Annotated in this window: 12 protein-coding genes; 3 read left to right on the top strand and 9 right to left on the bottom strand. The window is 62.0% G+C overall.

Going from position 1 to position 16,006, the window contains the following annotated elements:
* Positions 1 to 84: 84 nt before the first annotated feature.
* The 4 genes from WKV53_RS04580 to WKV53_RS04565 are packed head-to-tail and all read right to left on the bottom strand — an operon-like array spanning position 85 to position 5,127.
* Positions 85 to 1,497: a FecR family protein gene (locus WKV53_RS04580; protein WP_341403172.1), complete on the bottom strand. Its 1,413-nt coding sequence runs from the start codon at positions 1,495 to 1,497 to the stop codon at positions 85 to 87.
* Positions 1,494 to 2,105 carry a sigma-70 family RNA polymerase sigma factor gene (locus tag WKV53_RS04575; RefSeq protein ID WP_341403171.1) on the bottom strand — a complete coding sequence of 204 codons (612 nt, stop codon included), beginning with the start codon at positions 2,103 to 2,105 and terminating at the stop codon, positions 1,494 to 1,496. The genes WKV53_RS04580 and WKV53_RS04575 overlap by 4 nt, the downstream gene beginning before the upstream one ends.
* Positions 2,106 to 2,138: 33 nt before the next feature.
* Positions 2,139 to 2,765: a response regulator gene (locus WKV53_RS04570; protein ID WP_341403170.1), complete on the bottom strand. Its 627-nt coding sequence runs from the start codon at positions 2,763 to 2,765 to the stop codon at positions 2,139 to 2,141.
* 7 nt (positions 2,766 to 2,772) lie between these two features.
* A complete protein-coding gene (locus tag WKV53_RS04565; RefSeq protein WP_341403169.1) occupies positions 2,773 to 5,127 on the bottom strand; it encodes a sensor histidine kinase in 2,355 nt (784 codons plus the stop codon).
* 102 nt (positions 5,128 to 5,229) lie between these two features.
* Between WKV53_RS04565 and WKV53_RS04560 the strand changes: the two genes are divergently transcribed.
* Positions 5,230 to 7,467, top strand: coding sequence for a hypothetical protein (locus tag WKV53_RS04560; RefSeq protein WP_341403168.1), 2,238 nt, complete (start codon positions 5,230 to 5,232; stop codon positions 7,465 to 7,467).
* Between the two features lie 88 nt (positions 7,468 to 7,555).
* Here WKV53_RS04560 and ppdK read toward each other — a convergent pair whose 3' ends face one another.
* Positions 7,556 to 10,447, bottom strand: coding sequence for a pyruvate, phosphate dikinase (gene ppdK / locus WKV53_RS04555; RefSeq protein ID WP_341403167.1), 2,892 nt, complete (start codon positions 10,445 to 10,447; stop codon positions 7,556 to 7,558).
* Positions 10,448 to 10,749: 302 nt separating this feature from the next.
* Here ppdK and WKV53_RS04550 point away from each other — a divergent pair, with 302 nt between their 5' ends.
* Together WKV53_RS04550 and WKV53_RS04545 are read left to right on the top strand one after the other, a co-directional pair.
* Positions 10,750 to 11,358, top strand: a complete 609-nt coding sequence (locus tag WKV53_RS04550; protein ID WP_341403166.1) for a sulfotransferase family 2 domain-containing protein — start codon at positions 10,750 to 10,752, stop codon at positions 11,356 to 11,358.
* On the top strand, positions 11,355 to 12,320 hold the full coding sequence (locus WKV53_RS04545) for a sulfotransferase family protein (protein WP_341403165.1): 966 nt from the start codon (positions 11,355 to 11,357) through the stop codon (positions 12,318 to 12,320). The genes WKV53_RS04550 and WKV53_RS04545 overlap by 4 nt, the downstream gene beginning before the upstream one ends.
* A 124-nt stretch (positions 12,321 to 12,444) precedes the next feature.
* Here the strand turns inward: WKV53_RS04545 and WKV53_RS04540 are convergent, their stop codons facing one another.
* The 4 genes from WKV53_RS04540 to rplS all read right to left on the bottom strand — a co-directional run bounded on the left by WKV53_RS04540 (position 12,445) and on the right by rplS (position 15,982).
* Positions 12,445 to 13,602 carry a prenyltransferase/squalene oxidase repeat-containing protein gene (locus tag WKV53_RS04540; RefSeq protein ID WP_341403164.1) on the bottom strand — a complete coding sequence of 386 codons (1,158 nt, stop codon included), beginning with the start codon at positions 13,600 to 13,602 and terminating at the stop codon, positions 12,445 to 12,447.
* Positions 13,599 to 14,423, bottom strand: coding sequence for a YdjY domain-containing protein (locus WKV53_RS04535; protein ID WP_341403163.1), 825 nt, complete (start codon positions 14,421 to 14,423; stop codon positions 13,599 to 13,601). Before WKV53_RS04535 ends, WKV53_RS04540 begins: the two co-directional genes overlap by 4 nt.
* A 43-nt stretch (positions 14,424 to 14,466) precedes the next feature.
* Positions 14,467 to 15,504: a hypothetical protein gene (locus tag WKV53_RS04530; RefSeq protein ID WP_341403162.1), complete on the bottom strand. Its 1,038-nt coding sequence runs from the start codon at positions 15,502 to 15,504 to the stop codon at positions 14,467 to 14,469.
* A gap of 127 nt (positions 15,505 to 15,631) precedes the next feature.
* Positions 15,632 to 15,982 (bottom strand): 50S ribosomal protein L19, encoded by a 351-nt coding sequence (gene rplS, locus WKV53_RS04525; RefSeq protein WP_341403161.1) that lies wholly within the window; start codon positions 15,980 to 15,982, stop codon positions 15,632 to 15,634.
* Between the last annotated feature and the right edge of the window lie 24 nt (positions 15,983 to 16,006).

Genomic DNA, 16,006 nt, shown 5'->3' with positions numbered 1-16,006 from the left:
CTCTCGTACAACTTAAAATGGCAGACCTTCGTTTGAGGCCAGTCCTTGAGCCAGATGTTTGAGATGAGAGCGGCGGCAGAAGCGTCACTCGGCATGTACTGACGGCGCACGCAATAAAGATGTGCCGATGTGCTTGAAGGCCAAGTCACCGCCGGTGCGATTGCTGATCACCATGCCTTCGACGGGTTCCGGATCCTTAAGCCAGATGCTAGCGATCACGGGTGCTTGAGCAGTGCCGCCGTCATGCAAGGTCACTCGTCCATCCAATCCATAGCAAAGCGTGAGCTGATGATCCCACAATGCGCAGACAGGAGTCAGTGGTGAAACTTGTCCGCGTCCCTTGAGCTGCCAGCGGTGTGTATTCACCGCTTCGGCCACGAGACTGAAGAGTTCATTGCCCTCCGCATCGACGATGGCGATTGATTCGATGCCGTCCATCCGCTGCACCTTGTCGTGCGACCATGAGGGAGGAGTGAGGGAAAAGGAGAAGACGTAAACGGAACCCGCACCGCCCGGATCATGGGGCGACATGCGTGCGAGCAACCGGCGTGCGCCGCCGGAAGTGTCGAGCCTCTCTTTGAGGATTGGAGTCGGTTTCAATTCTTCCAGGACTTCCCACTTTTGCCCAACCTCGGGAGTGTGATCGCCAATCAAGGTATTGTCGGCCGCCTTGAAGTCATCGCTGAAGAGTGCCAGCTCCTCAGGTAGGCCCGAGCGGAATGGAATGAATGGCCTCGCGGTGGGAGTGATGGAGCCGTTTCCTTCCAAGCGAACCGCTTCTCCCGCAGATACTTTGGACGGGCCGTGTCCGGCATGCGCTAGAATCTCCAGGCTGCCGGCATTCACTTCCAGCAGGGCCGCCTGATCCGGCAGGATCTGGCAGACGAACTGCGTGCCCGATGCGCGGACTGCTCCGCCGGGAGTTTCGATCTGGAATGGATGGGTGCCTTGGTCGGCTTGGAAAGAACCGCGGCCTTCAAAAAGGCGGATGTCTCCCTGTGCATCCGCGAGCTCTATGGCGGCGGGACCTTCGAAGTGAGCCAGCACGCCCTTGCCAAGCTGGATCGCAGCTGTGCCGCGTTCCAAGCGCAGGAGTTCGCCGGGCGACCATTGCGCGCGGTCTTCGCGTTGCGCGATGGTGATGCGGCTGTCCGAACTCGCGGTGATCGATGGGCTGCTCGGGCCGGTCGTCTCGACGCTCGGACGGTTTGAGATCCATAGCCCCGCGAAAACCAGGGCGGCGATCGAAGTGATAGCGGCGACCGCCGTTTGGATCGGAGCAATCTTTCGCTTAGGGAACGAAGGCATCGTTTCATCCGCGAGGATGCCGCCCGCGTCCTCGCGCTCTCCCAGCAGTTGATCGAGGAGCATCATGTCGTAGCACGATTCGCGGGCCGAGGGATTCTCGGCCAACAATTCGCGCAGTGCTTCCGCGTCCTGGGGATCGAGGTCGCCCTCGATCCACTTGTTCACGAGCTGGTCCAATTCTGATCTCATTCGTGTGCTTCCAAAAGTCGTTGTCGCACGCACTGCCGCAGCAGTGTGCGCAATTGAAAAAGCCTAGCTTTCAGGGTGCCAACGCTGCGGTTGGTCGACTTGGCGTGTGCCTCCAGCGAGCCTTCCGACCAGTAGCGGTGGCGGATCAGTTCGAGGTCGCGCGCATTCAGCCGTTCCATGCAGCGGGCGAGTGCGACCCGGCGTTCCGGCAATTCGTCCACGGCGGCCGGCAGCTCGGTGGCGAAGCGTTCCAATAGACCGTCATCAAGTGGGGAACACTGCCGCCGACGTAGCTTGCGGAGCTGCGATTTCACCTCGAAATCTGCCACCCTATAGGCCCAATTCCGGAAATTGGTGCCCAAGGTGAAGTCGTCGCGCTTCCGCCAGAGCGTGACATTCACGGCCTGCCGAATGTCAGCGGCGAGGTGAGAGTCGCCGCAAAGCATCCGGATGAACACGAACAAGTCCGCCTGACAATTGGTCATTGCCGTGACGAATTCCTCCAAGTCCTGGGCTTCTTGGCGTTCTTCCACCGTACTTGCTACGACCTTTATCCGCTGTCGGTTTAATCGAAATGAAAATTGGTGACGGAAATTTTTCCGTTCCATGAGCGGGAAATCCGGACCGGTGAAGGAATCTGACTAATTCGCGCTCAGTGCCTCGACGGCCAGCAGGCAGGCGGCGGTGCGGGTTTCCACGTTCAGGGCCGTGAAAATCTCGAGCACATGCTTTTTAACCGTGCTCTCGCTGATGCCGAGGATGGTGGCGATGTCGCCGTTGGTCTTGCCCTGGGCCAGCCAGAGGAGGGTTTCCGCGACGCGCGGGGTCAGGCTGAAAGCGGCTTCGAGGGGAGCGGAAGAGCTGAAATCGGGATCGAATGCCGTGACCGCAGTCTGCCCGGCGCGGGTGAGGCGGGAGGAAATTGCATCGAGCAGGTCGGCTTTGGCGACCGGCTTGGTCAGGTAGTCGTCGGCGCCGAGGTTCATGCCGGAGCGGATGTCCGGCTTCTCGCCCTTGGCGGTGAGGAAAATGAACGGCGTGGCCTCGGTCGCGGTGTCGGCTCGGAGTTCACGGAGCACGCCGTAGCCATCCAGTTCCGGCATCATCACGTCGCAGAGGATCAGGTCCGGCTTTTCCCGCAGCGCGGTTTCGACACCGATGCGGCCGTTTTCGGCGACGAGCGGGTGAAACTGCTCCAAGCGCAGGATGGTCGCCAGATTTCGGCGCATCTCGGGCTCGTCTTCGATGATGAGGATCGTCTTTTTCATGAGTCAATCAGGCTGGGGAAAAGGGGATCTCGACGGTGAAGGTGGTGCCGTCGTTCTCAGAGCTCTCGACCGAGATGGAGCCGCGATGCAGCTCCACGCTCTGCTTCACGATCACGAGGCCGAGACCGGTGCCGGGCGTCTGGCCGACATTCGAGCCGCGACGGAAGGTTTCGAAGAGCGCGGGCAGGTCCTGTTCCGGGATGCCGATGCCTTCATCGCGGACCACGAATACAAGTGAGTCGCCATTGCGCGTGGCGCGAAACATCACGGGATCTCCGGGCGGTGAATACTTCACGGCATTGCTGAGGAGGTTCAGCAGGATGTGGCGCAGGAGGCTTTCGTCTGCCAAAGCTGTCGTTGGCAGATCGCGGGTGGAGAATTCGATGGGACAGCGCGCGTCGGTGGTCGAGCGCACCTCATCGACCATGCGTCGGCAGAGGCCCGCGAGATCGAGCGGACCGGGAACGAATTCCATACGTCCGGAGTCGAGGCGGCCTAACAGGAGCACGTCCTCCATCAGGCCGGCCATGCGGCGGGAGTTCTTGATGATGGAAACGAGCTGCTCGCGGCGCTCGGCCGGATCGAGCTGGTCGAGGTAGTCGTCGAGGATTTCCGCCGAGGACTGGATGATGCCGAGCGGGGTGCGGAACTCGTGGGAGACCATCGAGACGAAGTTGCTCTTCAGCTGGCTGAGTTCGCGTTCGCGTTCCAAGGCGCGCTTCAGTTCTTCCTCGGCGCGCTTGCGTTCGGTCATGTCGATGACGACTGCCTGCATGAAGTTCTTGTCGCCTTGCGGGATGCGGCTCAATACGACCTCGATTGATATGTCGCGGCCATCGCGATGACGATGGGTCCAGTCGAAGCGCGCGGTGCCGGTGGCGAGGCACTTTTGGATTTCGCGCTTCGCGACCACTTCGGAAAGCTCGCCACTTGGCTGATACTCGGGCGCCAGTTCGGAAGGATGGCGTCCGACGAAGAAGGATGGGTCATGGCCGAACATCGCTGCTGCGGCGGGATTCACTTCGGAAAAGAAGGTGTTCTCGTCGTGGATCATCACGCCTTGGCGAGACTCCTCGAAGAGGGTGCGGAACTTCTTTTCCGATGCACGCAAAGCCTCTTCCGCGCGCTTGCGAATGGAGATGTCCTGGGTGATTCCCCATAGCTCGTAGTGCCCGCCTTCGCGCTCGATGAGCATGCCGCTGATGGTGATCTGCACGCGATGCCCGTCGCGGTGGACATATTCCTTTTCAAAGGGGCCGAAGTGTCCATTGACCTTTACCGACTCGAGGATCTGGTTCTCGTCGTCGTTGTATTCAGGCGGGGTGATGTCCCAGTAGCTCATTTTGGCCACCTCATCCGGCGTGTAGCCTACGACTTGGGCGAAGGACGAGTTCACCTCGAGGAAATTGCCCTCCCAATCGACGCGCGCCATGCCGACCGGTGAGTGTTCGAAGAGAGCCTTGAAGCGTTTCTCGGATTCACGCAGCTCGGTGGTGCGCTCGGCGAACTTCGACTCAAGCGATTGGTTCAGTTCCTGGATCGCGATCTCGGCTTGTTTGCGCGCAGTGTCGTCTTCGTGAACGCAGACCACTTCGACGAGCTGCCCGCTGTCGGGATCGACCACGGGGAACATGGTGGAGCCGATCCAGCGGACGCCCTTGGCGGGCTGGTTCTCGCCGATGCGCATCTCGAAGGGGATCGAGGGAATGCTGACTACTTCTCCGTTGAAGGCGCGTTCGATGTGATTGCTGAGGCCTGCGGCCTTGAGCTGTGGATCGCGGCGGATGTTGAACTCGCTGAGGTCCGGCATCACCGGCTCGAAAAGCTTGCGGAAGGCGGCATTGACCCGGCGGCTGGCACCATCGGGCGAGAAGATCTGGATGCTGATCGGGGCCTGTTCGAAAACGCGGCTCCAGCGTGACTCGGAAACGCGGAGGTCTTCCTCGATGCGTTTGCTGTGCTCCACATTGCGCGTGACGGTTAGAATGACTCTGCGTCCTTCTGACTCCATCACGGTGGCCACGATATCGACGCGGGTGACGATTCCATCGAGCCTCTTCATCAGCCAGTCGAAGCGATGGCTGCCTTTCTCCAGCGTCAGCCGCGTGTGTTCCACCACGGCTTCGGTGGATGGCCGTCCATCCGATTGGAACTCAGGCGCGAGGGATGGTGGCGAAAGTCCCAGTGCTTCCTCGCGGTTCTTCGCCCCGATGGCTTCCGCTGAGGCTTCATTGCAGTCGATGAAGCGGCCTGTCTCCGGATCGATCAAGGTCATGGCGTCGGCGCTGCGCTCGAAGAGCACGCGAAACCAGTCGCCACCCATGGCGGATGGCGGGAGAACTTGGCCGGAGCGCGATTCCATGGGGTATATATGGGGCGAATTCCCATGCTTGTGAAGGCGGGGCCTTTGCACCTTTCGACCCATTTACGAGGGGCTGCCCGGAGGCACATGGTCCCGGCCCTCATGAAACTCCTCCAGGTTCTTTCCCTAGCGCTCGGCCTTTGCCTCGGCGCGAATGCTGCGAACCCCGTCACCACTGGCACGTGCATAGACTCGCTCGGCCGCTTCGAGGTGGATGCCACCGTGCCGACCGGGACGCGATGCGCGGTGCTGGAAATCAGCGGCGATCTTTCCTCGCCTGCACCATGGCGGCAGATGCTCGCCTGTGCGACCGATGGTCGTGAGGCGAGGCTTGTTTTTCGCCTGCCGCGACAGCCGGGTAGCAGGTGCTTCGCCCGGGTCCGCACCGGCACCGAGACCACGGTGCCTGCGGTGGAGCTCTCCGATCCGGATCTCATCACGCTGTCCTACGGACAACCTGTGGCAGAATCGGTGAAGGTCGATCTGCTGACGGTGGCTGGCACGAAGATGATCCAGTGGGATGGCCTGCCACCCGCGACCTTCCGCGCGAACCTCATCGCATGGGCGAAATCGCAGCCGAACGTGGTGGATGCCTGGGCCGAATCCGTGGTGGGGAACATCTGCGTCAAGTTCGCCGATGGCGAGGTGTGCGTGCTGATGCAAAAGCCGCGCACCTCGGCAGATGGCGGCACTCCGATGCCGATGGCTGCCGCCGAGCTTCCGAAGGAAGAAGTGACGTTTGGCCCGAAGGTCGCCCCCATCGGTGATCTGCCAGGCAAGAATACTGCAGTGACGGCGTTCTCATTGGAGTCGCGTTTTCCGAACTCCGCGCCGACCATCGCCGGCTGGCTGAGTGGCAAGGGCTACAATACCACGAACTACCTCATCACCACGGTTCCGGAGATCGTATCGTGGGCTCCGGATAGCTCGCCACTCGGGGTGCTCTTCTGGCACGCACACGGTGTTCCTTATGAAGATGAGAAGGGCGTGAAGCTGGGGGTGATGATCGTCACCGGTGAGTATGCCAAGGCGGTTTCGCGGCCCATTTACACCGAGATGCGCAATTCCGGCGAGCTACGGCTGGGCATCGTAAAGGGCGAGACCGTCCCGCAATACGCCGTCACTGCGAAGTTCATCCGCCAGCGCATGCACTTCGCGCCGCATTCCATTGTCGTGCTTGATGCCTGCTTCGGTGGCGATCCGGATATCGGGAATGCTTTCATCGCAGCGAATGCGGGCTCGTTCGTGAGCTGGGATTGGCTTTCCGGTGATCACAGCGGGACGCCGTGTTTGAAGATCTTTGATCGTCTGCTGGGCACGAATCAGGAGCCGCCGATCTCGGTGCCGAAGGAGCGTTCGTTCTCGCTCGATGCGATCCGCTGGTGGATGGCGCAGAACGGCTACGACTATGATCCCAGCCCGCAATACTCAAACCAAGGTCGGCCGAATGCGAAACTCGTGTGGTATAGCCACGCGACGACGCCGGGCCACATCCTGTTGCCATCGGTGATGCGCGTGCTCGCCGAAGCTCCCTATGAAACCGAGCCCTTCAGCAAATACCTGATCGAGGGTGACTTCGGTCCCGATCCGGGTGAATCGCAGCGCAGCGTGCTGTGGGGTGGCCAGGTGATGAAGGTGGAGCGCTGGCATCACTACGATGGTATCGTCATCCGCACGCCGAAGAATCCGCCGCGCGGGGAAATCCAGGTGGTGAAGAGCAAGAATTACTATTCCTATAGTAACAAGGTCCCGATCACCGAGTGGACGGTTCCCTTCAAATACGAGGTTGCCGGCGAAGGGGCGCTCAGTGCGACCATGGACCTGAACGTGAAATTCCGCGGCGACATCCATGGCTCCCGCGGCATGCCGGAAATGACGCCGCAGTACCTCGGCGTGGTGTTTTCGAACATGGCTGATTGCACCGGCACCGTCACTGCCACCGGCGTGCACTATCCCGACGTGGCCACCACCATCACGTGGTCGGGCGGATCCTCGCTGAAGTCCATCGATCCGACCGATGCCAACGACGTGATGACCGACTTGATCTGGAACAATGGCGTGCTTCAGGTATCGGCGGGCAATGCGCTGAACTTCACTCTCAGGGCCAGTGGCTCCTTCACCTCGACCGAACGCGTCATCCTCCCGAATGGCGGCGTGCAAACTACCGTCAGCCAGGAAGGAGCGGGGCTGGATGCTTACGTCTTCCTGCTGAAGAAGCCGCTCAGCTTCAACCCGGCGACCGGGGTCCTCGCCGCGGGCAGCCCGTCGTATCCGAATGCGAAGCTCTCATGGCCCGCGGTGACGCCGCAGTTCGCGCCGAATGCTGATACGCCTAGGTAACTTTCCCCCACCAGTAGCAGAACGAAAAAGCCGCTCCGGTTTCCCGGGGCGGCTTTTGATATCTAGCTGAGGAAGCTAGCCTTGCGGCTTACTTCTTCTTTGCGGCCTTCTTGGCTGCCTTTTTCGCAGGAGCCTTCTTGGCGGCTTTCTTGGCAGCCTTCTTTGCCGGAGCGGCACCCTTGCCTTCTTCGATCGCGGCCTGGGCAGCGGCGAGGCGGGCGACGGGCACGCGGTATGGCGAGCAGGACACGTAGTTCAGGCCGAGCTTGTGGCAGAACTTCACGGAGTCCGGATCACCACCGTGCTCACCGCAGATGCCGAGCTTGATGTTCGGACGGGTGCTGCGGCCCTTGGTGACGGCGGTTTCCATGAGCTGGCCCACGCCGGTCGCATCGAGGGTGGCGAACGGGTTCTTGGAGAACACTTCGCTTTCGATGTATGGCATGAGGAACGCGCCCATGTCGTCACGGCTGATGCCGAGAGCGGTCTGGGTGAGGTCGTTGGTGCCGAAGCTGAAGAACTCGGCGCCCTTGGCGATCTCGTCGGCGGTGAGGGCACCGCGTGGGACTTCGATCATGGTGCCAACCTGGTATTCGAAGCTGACCTTCTTCTCGGCCATGACTTCCTTCGCCACGCTGTGGACGATGGCGGCCTGGAGTTCGAACTCCTTGCCGAAACCGACGAGCGGGATCATCACCTCAGGCTTCACGGCGATCTTCTTCTTCGCCACGTCAGCGGCGGCTTCGAAGATGGCGCGGGCCTGCATCTCGGTGATTTCCGGGTAGGCGATGCCGAGGCGGCAGCCGCGGTGGCCGAGCATCGGGTTGAACTCGTGCAGGTCGTGCACGCGCTGGATGATCTTCTCGACCGGCACGCCGATTTTCTTGGAGAGATCGAGCTGCTGCTCCTTCGTGTGAGGAAGGAATTCGTGGAGCGGCGGGTCCAGGAGGCGGATGGTGGCCGGCAGACCCTTGAGGGTCTTGAAGATGCCGGTGAAGTCCTCGCGCTGGTAAGGAAGGAGCTTGGCCAGGGCGGCCTTGCGGGCTTCCAGCGTGGTGGCGAGGATCATCTCGCGCATCGCGTCGATGCGGTCACCTTCGAAGAACATGTGCTCGGTACGGGTCAGGCCGATGCCGACAGCGCCGAAGGCCACTGCGATACGGGTCTGCTCCGGGGTGTCGGCATTGGTGCGGACGGCCATCTTGGTGGCTTGCTCACACCATTCCATGAGCTTGAGGAAGCTCTTAAACTTCTCGGTCTTCTTCGCCACCTTGTCGCCATCGACGATGCCGGTGATGATTTCCGAAGGAGCGGTCTTCAGCTCGCCACCGTAAACGGTGCCGCTGGTGCCGTCGATCGAGAGGTAGTCACCTTCCTTGAAGGTTTCACCTGCGACCTTCACGGTCTTCTTGTCATAGTCGATATCGATGGTGGAGGCACCACAGATACAAACCTTGCCCATCTGGCGGGCGACGAGAGCGGCGTGGGACGAAACACCGCCCTTGGCGGTAAGGATGCCCTCGGCAGCGATCATGCCGCGAAGGTCTTCCGGAGAGGTTTCGTTGCGGACGAGGAGGACGCGCTCACCCTTTTCAGCGGCGGCCGCGGCGCGGTCGGCGTTGAGGTAGATCTTACCGGAAGCGGCACCTGGGCCGGCCGGGAGACCCTTGGCGAGTTCCTTTGCCTTCTTCACTTCGGCGAGGTCGAAGATCGGGGCGAGGAGTTGGTCGAGCTGGTCGGCCGGGTTGCGGAGAACGGCGGTCTTCCAGTCGATGAGGCCTTCCTTCACCATGTCCATGGAGAACTTCAGCGCGGCAGCAGCGGTGCGCTTGCCGTTACGGGTCTGAAGCATGAACAGCTTGCCTTCCTGCACGGTGAACTCGACGTCCTGCACGTCCTTGAAGTGCTTCTCAAGGATGGCGCGGACCTTCATCAGTTCCGCGAAGGGCTTCGGCATCGCCTTCTTCATGAGGGCGACCGGATCCGGGGTGCGGACACCGGCGACGACGTCTTCGCCCTGCGCGTTCACGAGGAACTCGCCGTAGAATTCGTTCACGCCGTTGGCGGGGTTACGGGTGAAGGCCACGCCGGAACCGGAGGTGTCACCGGTGTTGCCGTAGACCATCGCCTGCACGTTCACGGCGGTGCCCCACTCGGCAGGGATGTTGTACTTGCGGCGATACACGATCGCGCGGTCATTCATCCAAGAGCTGAACACGGCACCGGCGGCACCGCGGAGCTGCTCCCAAGGATCGGAAGGGAAACCCTTGCCGGTGCGGTTCTTCACGAGCGCCTTGAAGCGCTTCACGAGTTCCTTTTGGTCATCGGCCGTGAGGTCGGAGTCGATGATGTCCTTGTGATACTTCTCGTGCTTGAATTCTTCGATCACGACCTCGAAAGGCTCGTGGTCTTCGCCTTCGGTCTTCTGCACGCCGAGAACGACGTCGCCATACATCTGGACGAAGCGGCGATAGCAGTCCCAAGCGAAGCGCTCGTTCTTGGTGACGGCGGCGAGGGACTTCACGGTCTCGTCGTTGAGGCCGAGGTTGAGGATGGTGTCCATCATGCCCGGCATGGAATCGCGGGCACCGGAGCGCACGGCCACGAGGAGCGGGAGGCCCTTCGCATCGCCGAACTTGCAGCCCATGATCTTCTCCATGTTCTTCACGCCAGCTTCCATCTGAGCCTGCAGGGAGGACGGGTAGGTCTTCTTGTTGGCGTAGAAGTAGGTGCAGACCTCGGTGGTCACGGTGAATCCAGGAGGCACAGGCAGACCAATGCGGGTCATTTCCGCGAGGTTCGCGCCTTTGCCGCCGAGGAGGGCCTTCATCGACCCGTTGCCATCGGCTTTGCCGTTGCCCCAGGTGTAGACGTACTTGGTGCCCTTGGCAGCGGGCGCTTTTTTGGCCGCCTTTTTGGCGGACTTCTTCACGGTAGCCATCTGTAGTTCGTGGAGTAGGTTAACTGTGGAAAGGCGCATGGGGACGACGAAAAGGTCGTGGGTCCCTCGGGCGCGGACGCGCGAGGCTAGCGACGAAGAACCCCGTGTCAATGAACCAGTTCCGTCAGTAAAACGCCGTTCAAGGAACCTTTCTCATGTCTCTTCGAAATCGGGTGATGCGATCGATCCGTCGCGTCGGTTTTCGAGCATCACGAGTTGTCCAAGGAATGGGGCGGGTCCGACACCTTTCTTCGCGGCGAGCGGTCGCCGGTCGTCGCCGCTTTCAGGAACCGGCCTTGACCACTGCCGCTTGGTTCGGGAAGGCTGGGCAAGCGTCCGCCATGATTTCCCTCCAGAAACGCTTCCTCTTCGTCCACATCCCGAAGACTGCGGGCAACTCGATCCAGAACATCCTGCGGGATTACTCCGAGGATCGGATCGTTGCCAGCGGCGGCCAGGATGGGGTGGAGCGCTTTGAGGTGCGCTCCGAGGGCCGCGATCTGGTGAAGCACTCGGTGCTGGCAGATTACTACCGCGAGCTGGGCAAGGAGGAGGCGGACGGCTTTTTCAAGTTCGCCTGCGTCCGGAATCCTTGGGACCGGATGATCTCTTTCTGGTTCTCGCCGCATCGCCGGGAGACCGAGTGGAACGCGAAGAAGTTCCGGAAGTTCGTGGAAAAGGAGGTTCGCCCGCTGCGCGAGTATTTCGCCCTGCCGACCGACGCGGGGAAGCCGCCGTTCGCGAATGTCGATTTCATCATCCGCTACGAGCACCTCAACGAGGATTTCCAGAAGGTCTGCGAGCGCCTCGAAATCCCGACCGTGGAGCTGCCGGTGCGGAATCGCTCCGATCGTGGAAGTGCGGCGCAGTACTACGATGACAAGCTGAGCGACTTCATCGCCGAGACTTTCGCCGACGAGATCGCCTACTTCGGCTACCAACGCCCATGACCCGCCCGGTCTTCCTGCTGTCGTTGCCGCGCGCGGGATCGACCCTGCTGCAGCGGCTGCTCTTGATGAGCGGGAAATGCGCGACCCTCGGCGAGCCGAGCCTGCTGCTGCGCTTTCTGGGGGATGACGAGGCGATGACCCGCAAGGCGACCTACTGGGAATCGCTGGTGGAAACGGCCGCTGCCGACATGCGCAAGGCGTGGGACGGCTACGACGAGGCCTACCGGAAGGGGGTTCGCGAGCTGATGCTCGGCATTTACGACGGGCTCGCTGGCGGCAAGGAGTGGTTCCTCGACAAGACGCCGCGCTACACGCTGATCGGGGAGGAAATCCTGGCGACCTTTCCGGACGCGAAGTTCATCGTGCTGTGGCGGCATCCGGTCGCGGTGGCGTCGTCGGTGTCCTCGACCTTTCGCAAGGGCCGCTGGTGTCCGGATGAATTCGGCATTGACTTGCACGAGGGTCAGCAGCGGCTTCAGGACTTCTGTGAAAAGCACGGCGACCGCGTTTTCCAGATCAAGTATGAGGATCTCGTGACGGATCCGGCTGCGGAGCTGACGCGCCTCGGTGCTTATCTTGGCTGGGAGAATCTCGCCGCTGTGCTGGGGGAAGATCTGGTCACCTCGACGGGTGGCACCCTGGGCGATCCGACGGGAGTGAAGCGCTACAACAAGATTTCGCCGGACAGCCGCGACGCGTGGAAGAAGGAGCTCTCGAACTGGTATCGCCGCGCCTGGGCGCGGGAATACGTTTCGGGCGAACGGGCGCGGCGGATGAAGCTGCTCGGCTACGAGCTGCCGGACGGCATTGCCCATGGCGGGTCGCTCGGGCTGTGGGCGGGCATCGCGGATTGGTTTGAGGCGCGGCGGCGGATTTCACGGCGCCTGCGGAGGCCGACGTGGCTGCCGCGGTTTTTGAAGAAGTTCCGCAAGGAGCGGGGATACGAGGTGTCGTTCCGGTAATTGGATTGTTGTCACCAACGCGCCCACGGAATGTGAGGTTTTGGTCGCAATGAAAAAGGGAGCGCGGACGGATCCGCACTCCCTTGAATCTTCCGGGCGGGATGAATCCCGCGCTCCCGGTGGCTTACGGTTCGCTCGGGATGGAGTAGTAGATCTGCTCCAGCGACATCACGGTGTAGGCGGTGACGAGGATGGGATTCGACTCCATCCAGCGGGCGTTTTCGTTCGTCCACGAGCCATCCGCACCCTGCTTGCTGAGGATGGCGTTGGCGAGATCGTTGCGCCAGTCGGCCTTCTTGCCGTCGGCGAGTTCCAGCTTGTCGATGTTCGCGGCGGACAGGGCCTTCGACATGGTCTGATAGTAATAATAGAGGCCCTGCGAGCCCATGCCGGGGTTCTCGGTGAGGGTGTAGTTCTTGCCGAGCCACTCCTTCACGGCCTTCACGCGCGGATCATCCGGGCCGAGCTTGGCGTAGATGAGCGAGAGCAGGCCGGCGTAGGTGATCGATCCATGGGAGCGAAGAGCGGTGCGGCCGTCGGGCAGCTTGTCTTCGCCGGCCTTCGACTCGGTCGGGGCGTAGCGGAAGCCGCCCTTGTTCTGGTCCGACTGGGCGCTTTCCGGCAAGGCGGTCGGGCTGTCGATGGCCTGGCAACGCGACAGGAAAACCAGCGCGGCCTTCCAGTCGAGATCGGGCTGGTCGCCGTGCTTGCCGTCTTCGACGACTTTCTTTGAAAGCGCGAGCGCTTCGATCGCGAGATAGGTGTTCGAGAGGTCGGTGTGGTCGTTCTTCGAACCGTAGCCGATGCCGCCGTCGTTCAGGTTGTCGGTCTCCTTCTTCTGGCCGATGTCCCACTGCTGGTCGATCAGGTGCTTGCGGCCCTTCACGATTGCAGGCTCGAATTCCTCGAGGCCGCCCGCGGTCAGCGCGGTCACAGAGGTGGCGGTATTATAGACCGAGAGGCCCTTGTTGTAGATGCCGCCGTCTTCCTTCTGCTGCTTGAGCAGCCACTGGAAGCCCTTGGCGATATTCGGCGGCAGCTCGGTCTGCGACGGGCGACCCGGGTCACGGGCGCCGGCGGTCAGGGCGAGCGCGGTGAAAGCGGGCAGATCCGCCTGGTCCCAGTGGCCGTCTTCCTGCTGCTGCTTGGCGAGGAAGGCATTGCCGCGGGCGATGGCCTGCTTGATTTCGACCTGCAGGGACAGGTAAGGGTTACTCTTCTTCTCCTGCGCTGGCGCGAGCGCGATGGTGGAGGCGAAGGCGAGACAAACGGCGGACTTCATTTTTTGGCGGCAGGTTTCTGCTGTTGGGGTGTGATGATGACGGTGACTTTGGTGCCCTCCGGTGGCACGCGCTTGGGAAAGGGCAACCACACCTCGTCGGAATTGTTGTCCTTGCCGGAGAAATTGATCAGCGCGGCATTGCTGAGGTAGATCGCGATGTAGTCGCCGGTGACGTCCGGGACGAACTTGCCATCGCGGACGCGGGAGCCGCCATAGACCCATGGATCGGCAGCGGGCATTTGCTCACCGGTGGTGCCGTGGGCGATCCAGTCGTTGATGCTGGCGGTGCGCTTCTTGCCGGCGTCTTCCCATTCGACGCTGATCTTGAGACGGGCTCCGGCTTTCACGTCGTCCGCCACTTTCGGGAACTCGTTCGACATGGTGCCGTCCTTCTCGATGATCGCGTAGAGTTCTTCCGAGGCAGGATAGCGCAGCAGCTTGAAGGCGAGATTGATGGGGGTGGCGGACACGTCCGTGACCAGCAGCGACTCGTGGACCTTGCCATTGGTGTGGACCAGCGCGAACTCCAGCAGTTCACCGCCGGCCATATTCACGGCGGCGGGAAAGCGGATTTCGCGGGTCTTCTTGTTCAGGATCACCTCACCGATCTGCACGCGATCGGCGTCCAGTTCCTTGATCGCCGGCTCGGCGGGAGCGACCGGTTGGTCGGGGGCGGGCAGGGTGCCCGGCTCGACAGGGGACACGGGCTCGGCGGACTCGTCAGGGCCGAATGCGCCGCCTTTCTTGCCGGGCTCCGCCGGTGCCGGATCGGCACAGAGCAGCGGGCTCGCGGCGAGCATCAGAAGGAGGGAACGGATCATCTGGCGAAGCTTCCCCGGAGAAACGGGTGCGTCCAGTGTTCTCTTAGGGCCGATCCGTCGCCTGCAGCGATTTTCCGAACTCCGACCAACCCAGTCGCGTGATCCGCGCCGACAGGGCGGGAACCGGATCATCGGTATCGGAGAGGGGGTCGGGCGGATTGAAGTCGGTGCTCGCTGCGATCTGCGAAGCCGCCAAGCGGTAAATCCCGCGCAGGATTTCGCGCCGCAGTTCGGTCGGATCTTCCGGCAGCGCGAGTTCGACCATGCCGGTCGATTTCACGGTATCGCCATCCGTCAGGATTTGCAGGGAAAGGGGAGGCGGCGGAGGCGGTGGTGGAGCAGGCGGTGCCGGTGGCTCGGCAGGTTCGGCGGCTTTGTCCTTTTCCTTGCCCTTCGGCTTGGGTTTTGGCTTCGGCTTGGGCTTCGGTTTTTCCTTCTTCTTCTGGTCCGGAGTGTCCGGCAAATCCACGCGGGGGACGAATTTCACCAGACCCGCGGACGAGCTCGCGGCGATCCGTGAGGCCTCCTCCAGCAGGGCGTCCAGCGCAGGATGGGGAGTTCCCTGGCCCACGACCGCCTCCAGCACCAGTGGCTTGGCAAGGGGATCGGCGGCCCACGGCGCCACCGACGGACGCAGACGCTGGATGCCGGCGAGGGCCGCGGCGCGCTGGGAATCGTCCGGCTTGCACGAGTCGATTACCCGTTCCCACGCCAGCAAGGCGCGGGCATTTCCGCCCTGCTCCTCCAAATACACTGCCAGCTGGATCAGCGCCTGGGCGCCCTTGTCGGTGTTCTCACGGAAGGCATCGAGCGCAGCCGGGGCATGGGGATCGCCGGGGTCGATCACCGGCGGCGGCTTGATCGGAGACTGCACGTCGCGCTGTTGTACCTCCTCGGCCGTATTCGAAGGCTTGTCGCGCTTCGGTTTGGAAAGCGCGGCCGCGGTGTCGGCGCGAATCCGGCGGAGCTGGAAATCGCTCGGCGGCTTGGTGAAATCCATGTCCTTCGTCCATGCCCACCACGGCACGGCGATCACCCCGATGGTCAGGGGAATCACGGCAAGGATGGGGACGCGGCGCACGAGAGGGAGCATTGGTCATCCGCCCGCCACCGCCAAGGGGCAAGTGTTCCACTCTCTATCCCGGAATGAAAAAAACGCGCCGCGGATGAACCGTGGCGCGTTTTGGAAAGGGGAATCCCGAGATGGATCAAGCCTTGTCGGCGGCCTTGACCTGCATGGCCTTCTTGCCGACGCGGTTGCGGAGGTAGTGAAGCTTGGCGCGGCGGACCTTGCCCTTGCTGACCACTTCGATCTTGGAGATACGCGGGGTGTGGAGCGGGAACACACGCTCGACGCCTTCGCCGTAGGAAATCTTACGGACGGTGAAGGAGGCATTCACGCTGGTGCCGCGGCGGGCGATCACGATGCCTGCGAAGATCTGGACGCGCTCCTTGCCGCCTTCGACGACCCGGGTGTGGACCTTCACGGTGTCACCCACGTTGAAGTCGGCGATGTCGGTCTTAAGCTGCTCCTGCTCGATCTTTTTGATGATGTCCATGGCGGTCCTCCTTACTTGAAAATG

Source organism: Luteolibacter sp. Y139, assembly GCF_038066715.1.
In the GTDB taxonomy this organism is placed as follows: Bacteria; Verrucomicrobiota; Verrucomicrobiia; order Verrucomicrobiales; family Akkermansiaceae; genus Haloferula; species Haloferula soli.
Note: the sequence above shows the minus strand (reverse complement) of the source record. Positions and strands in the feature narration are given on the sequence as shown.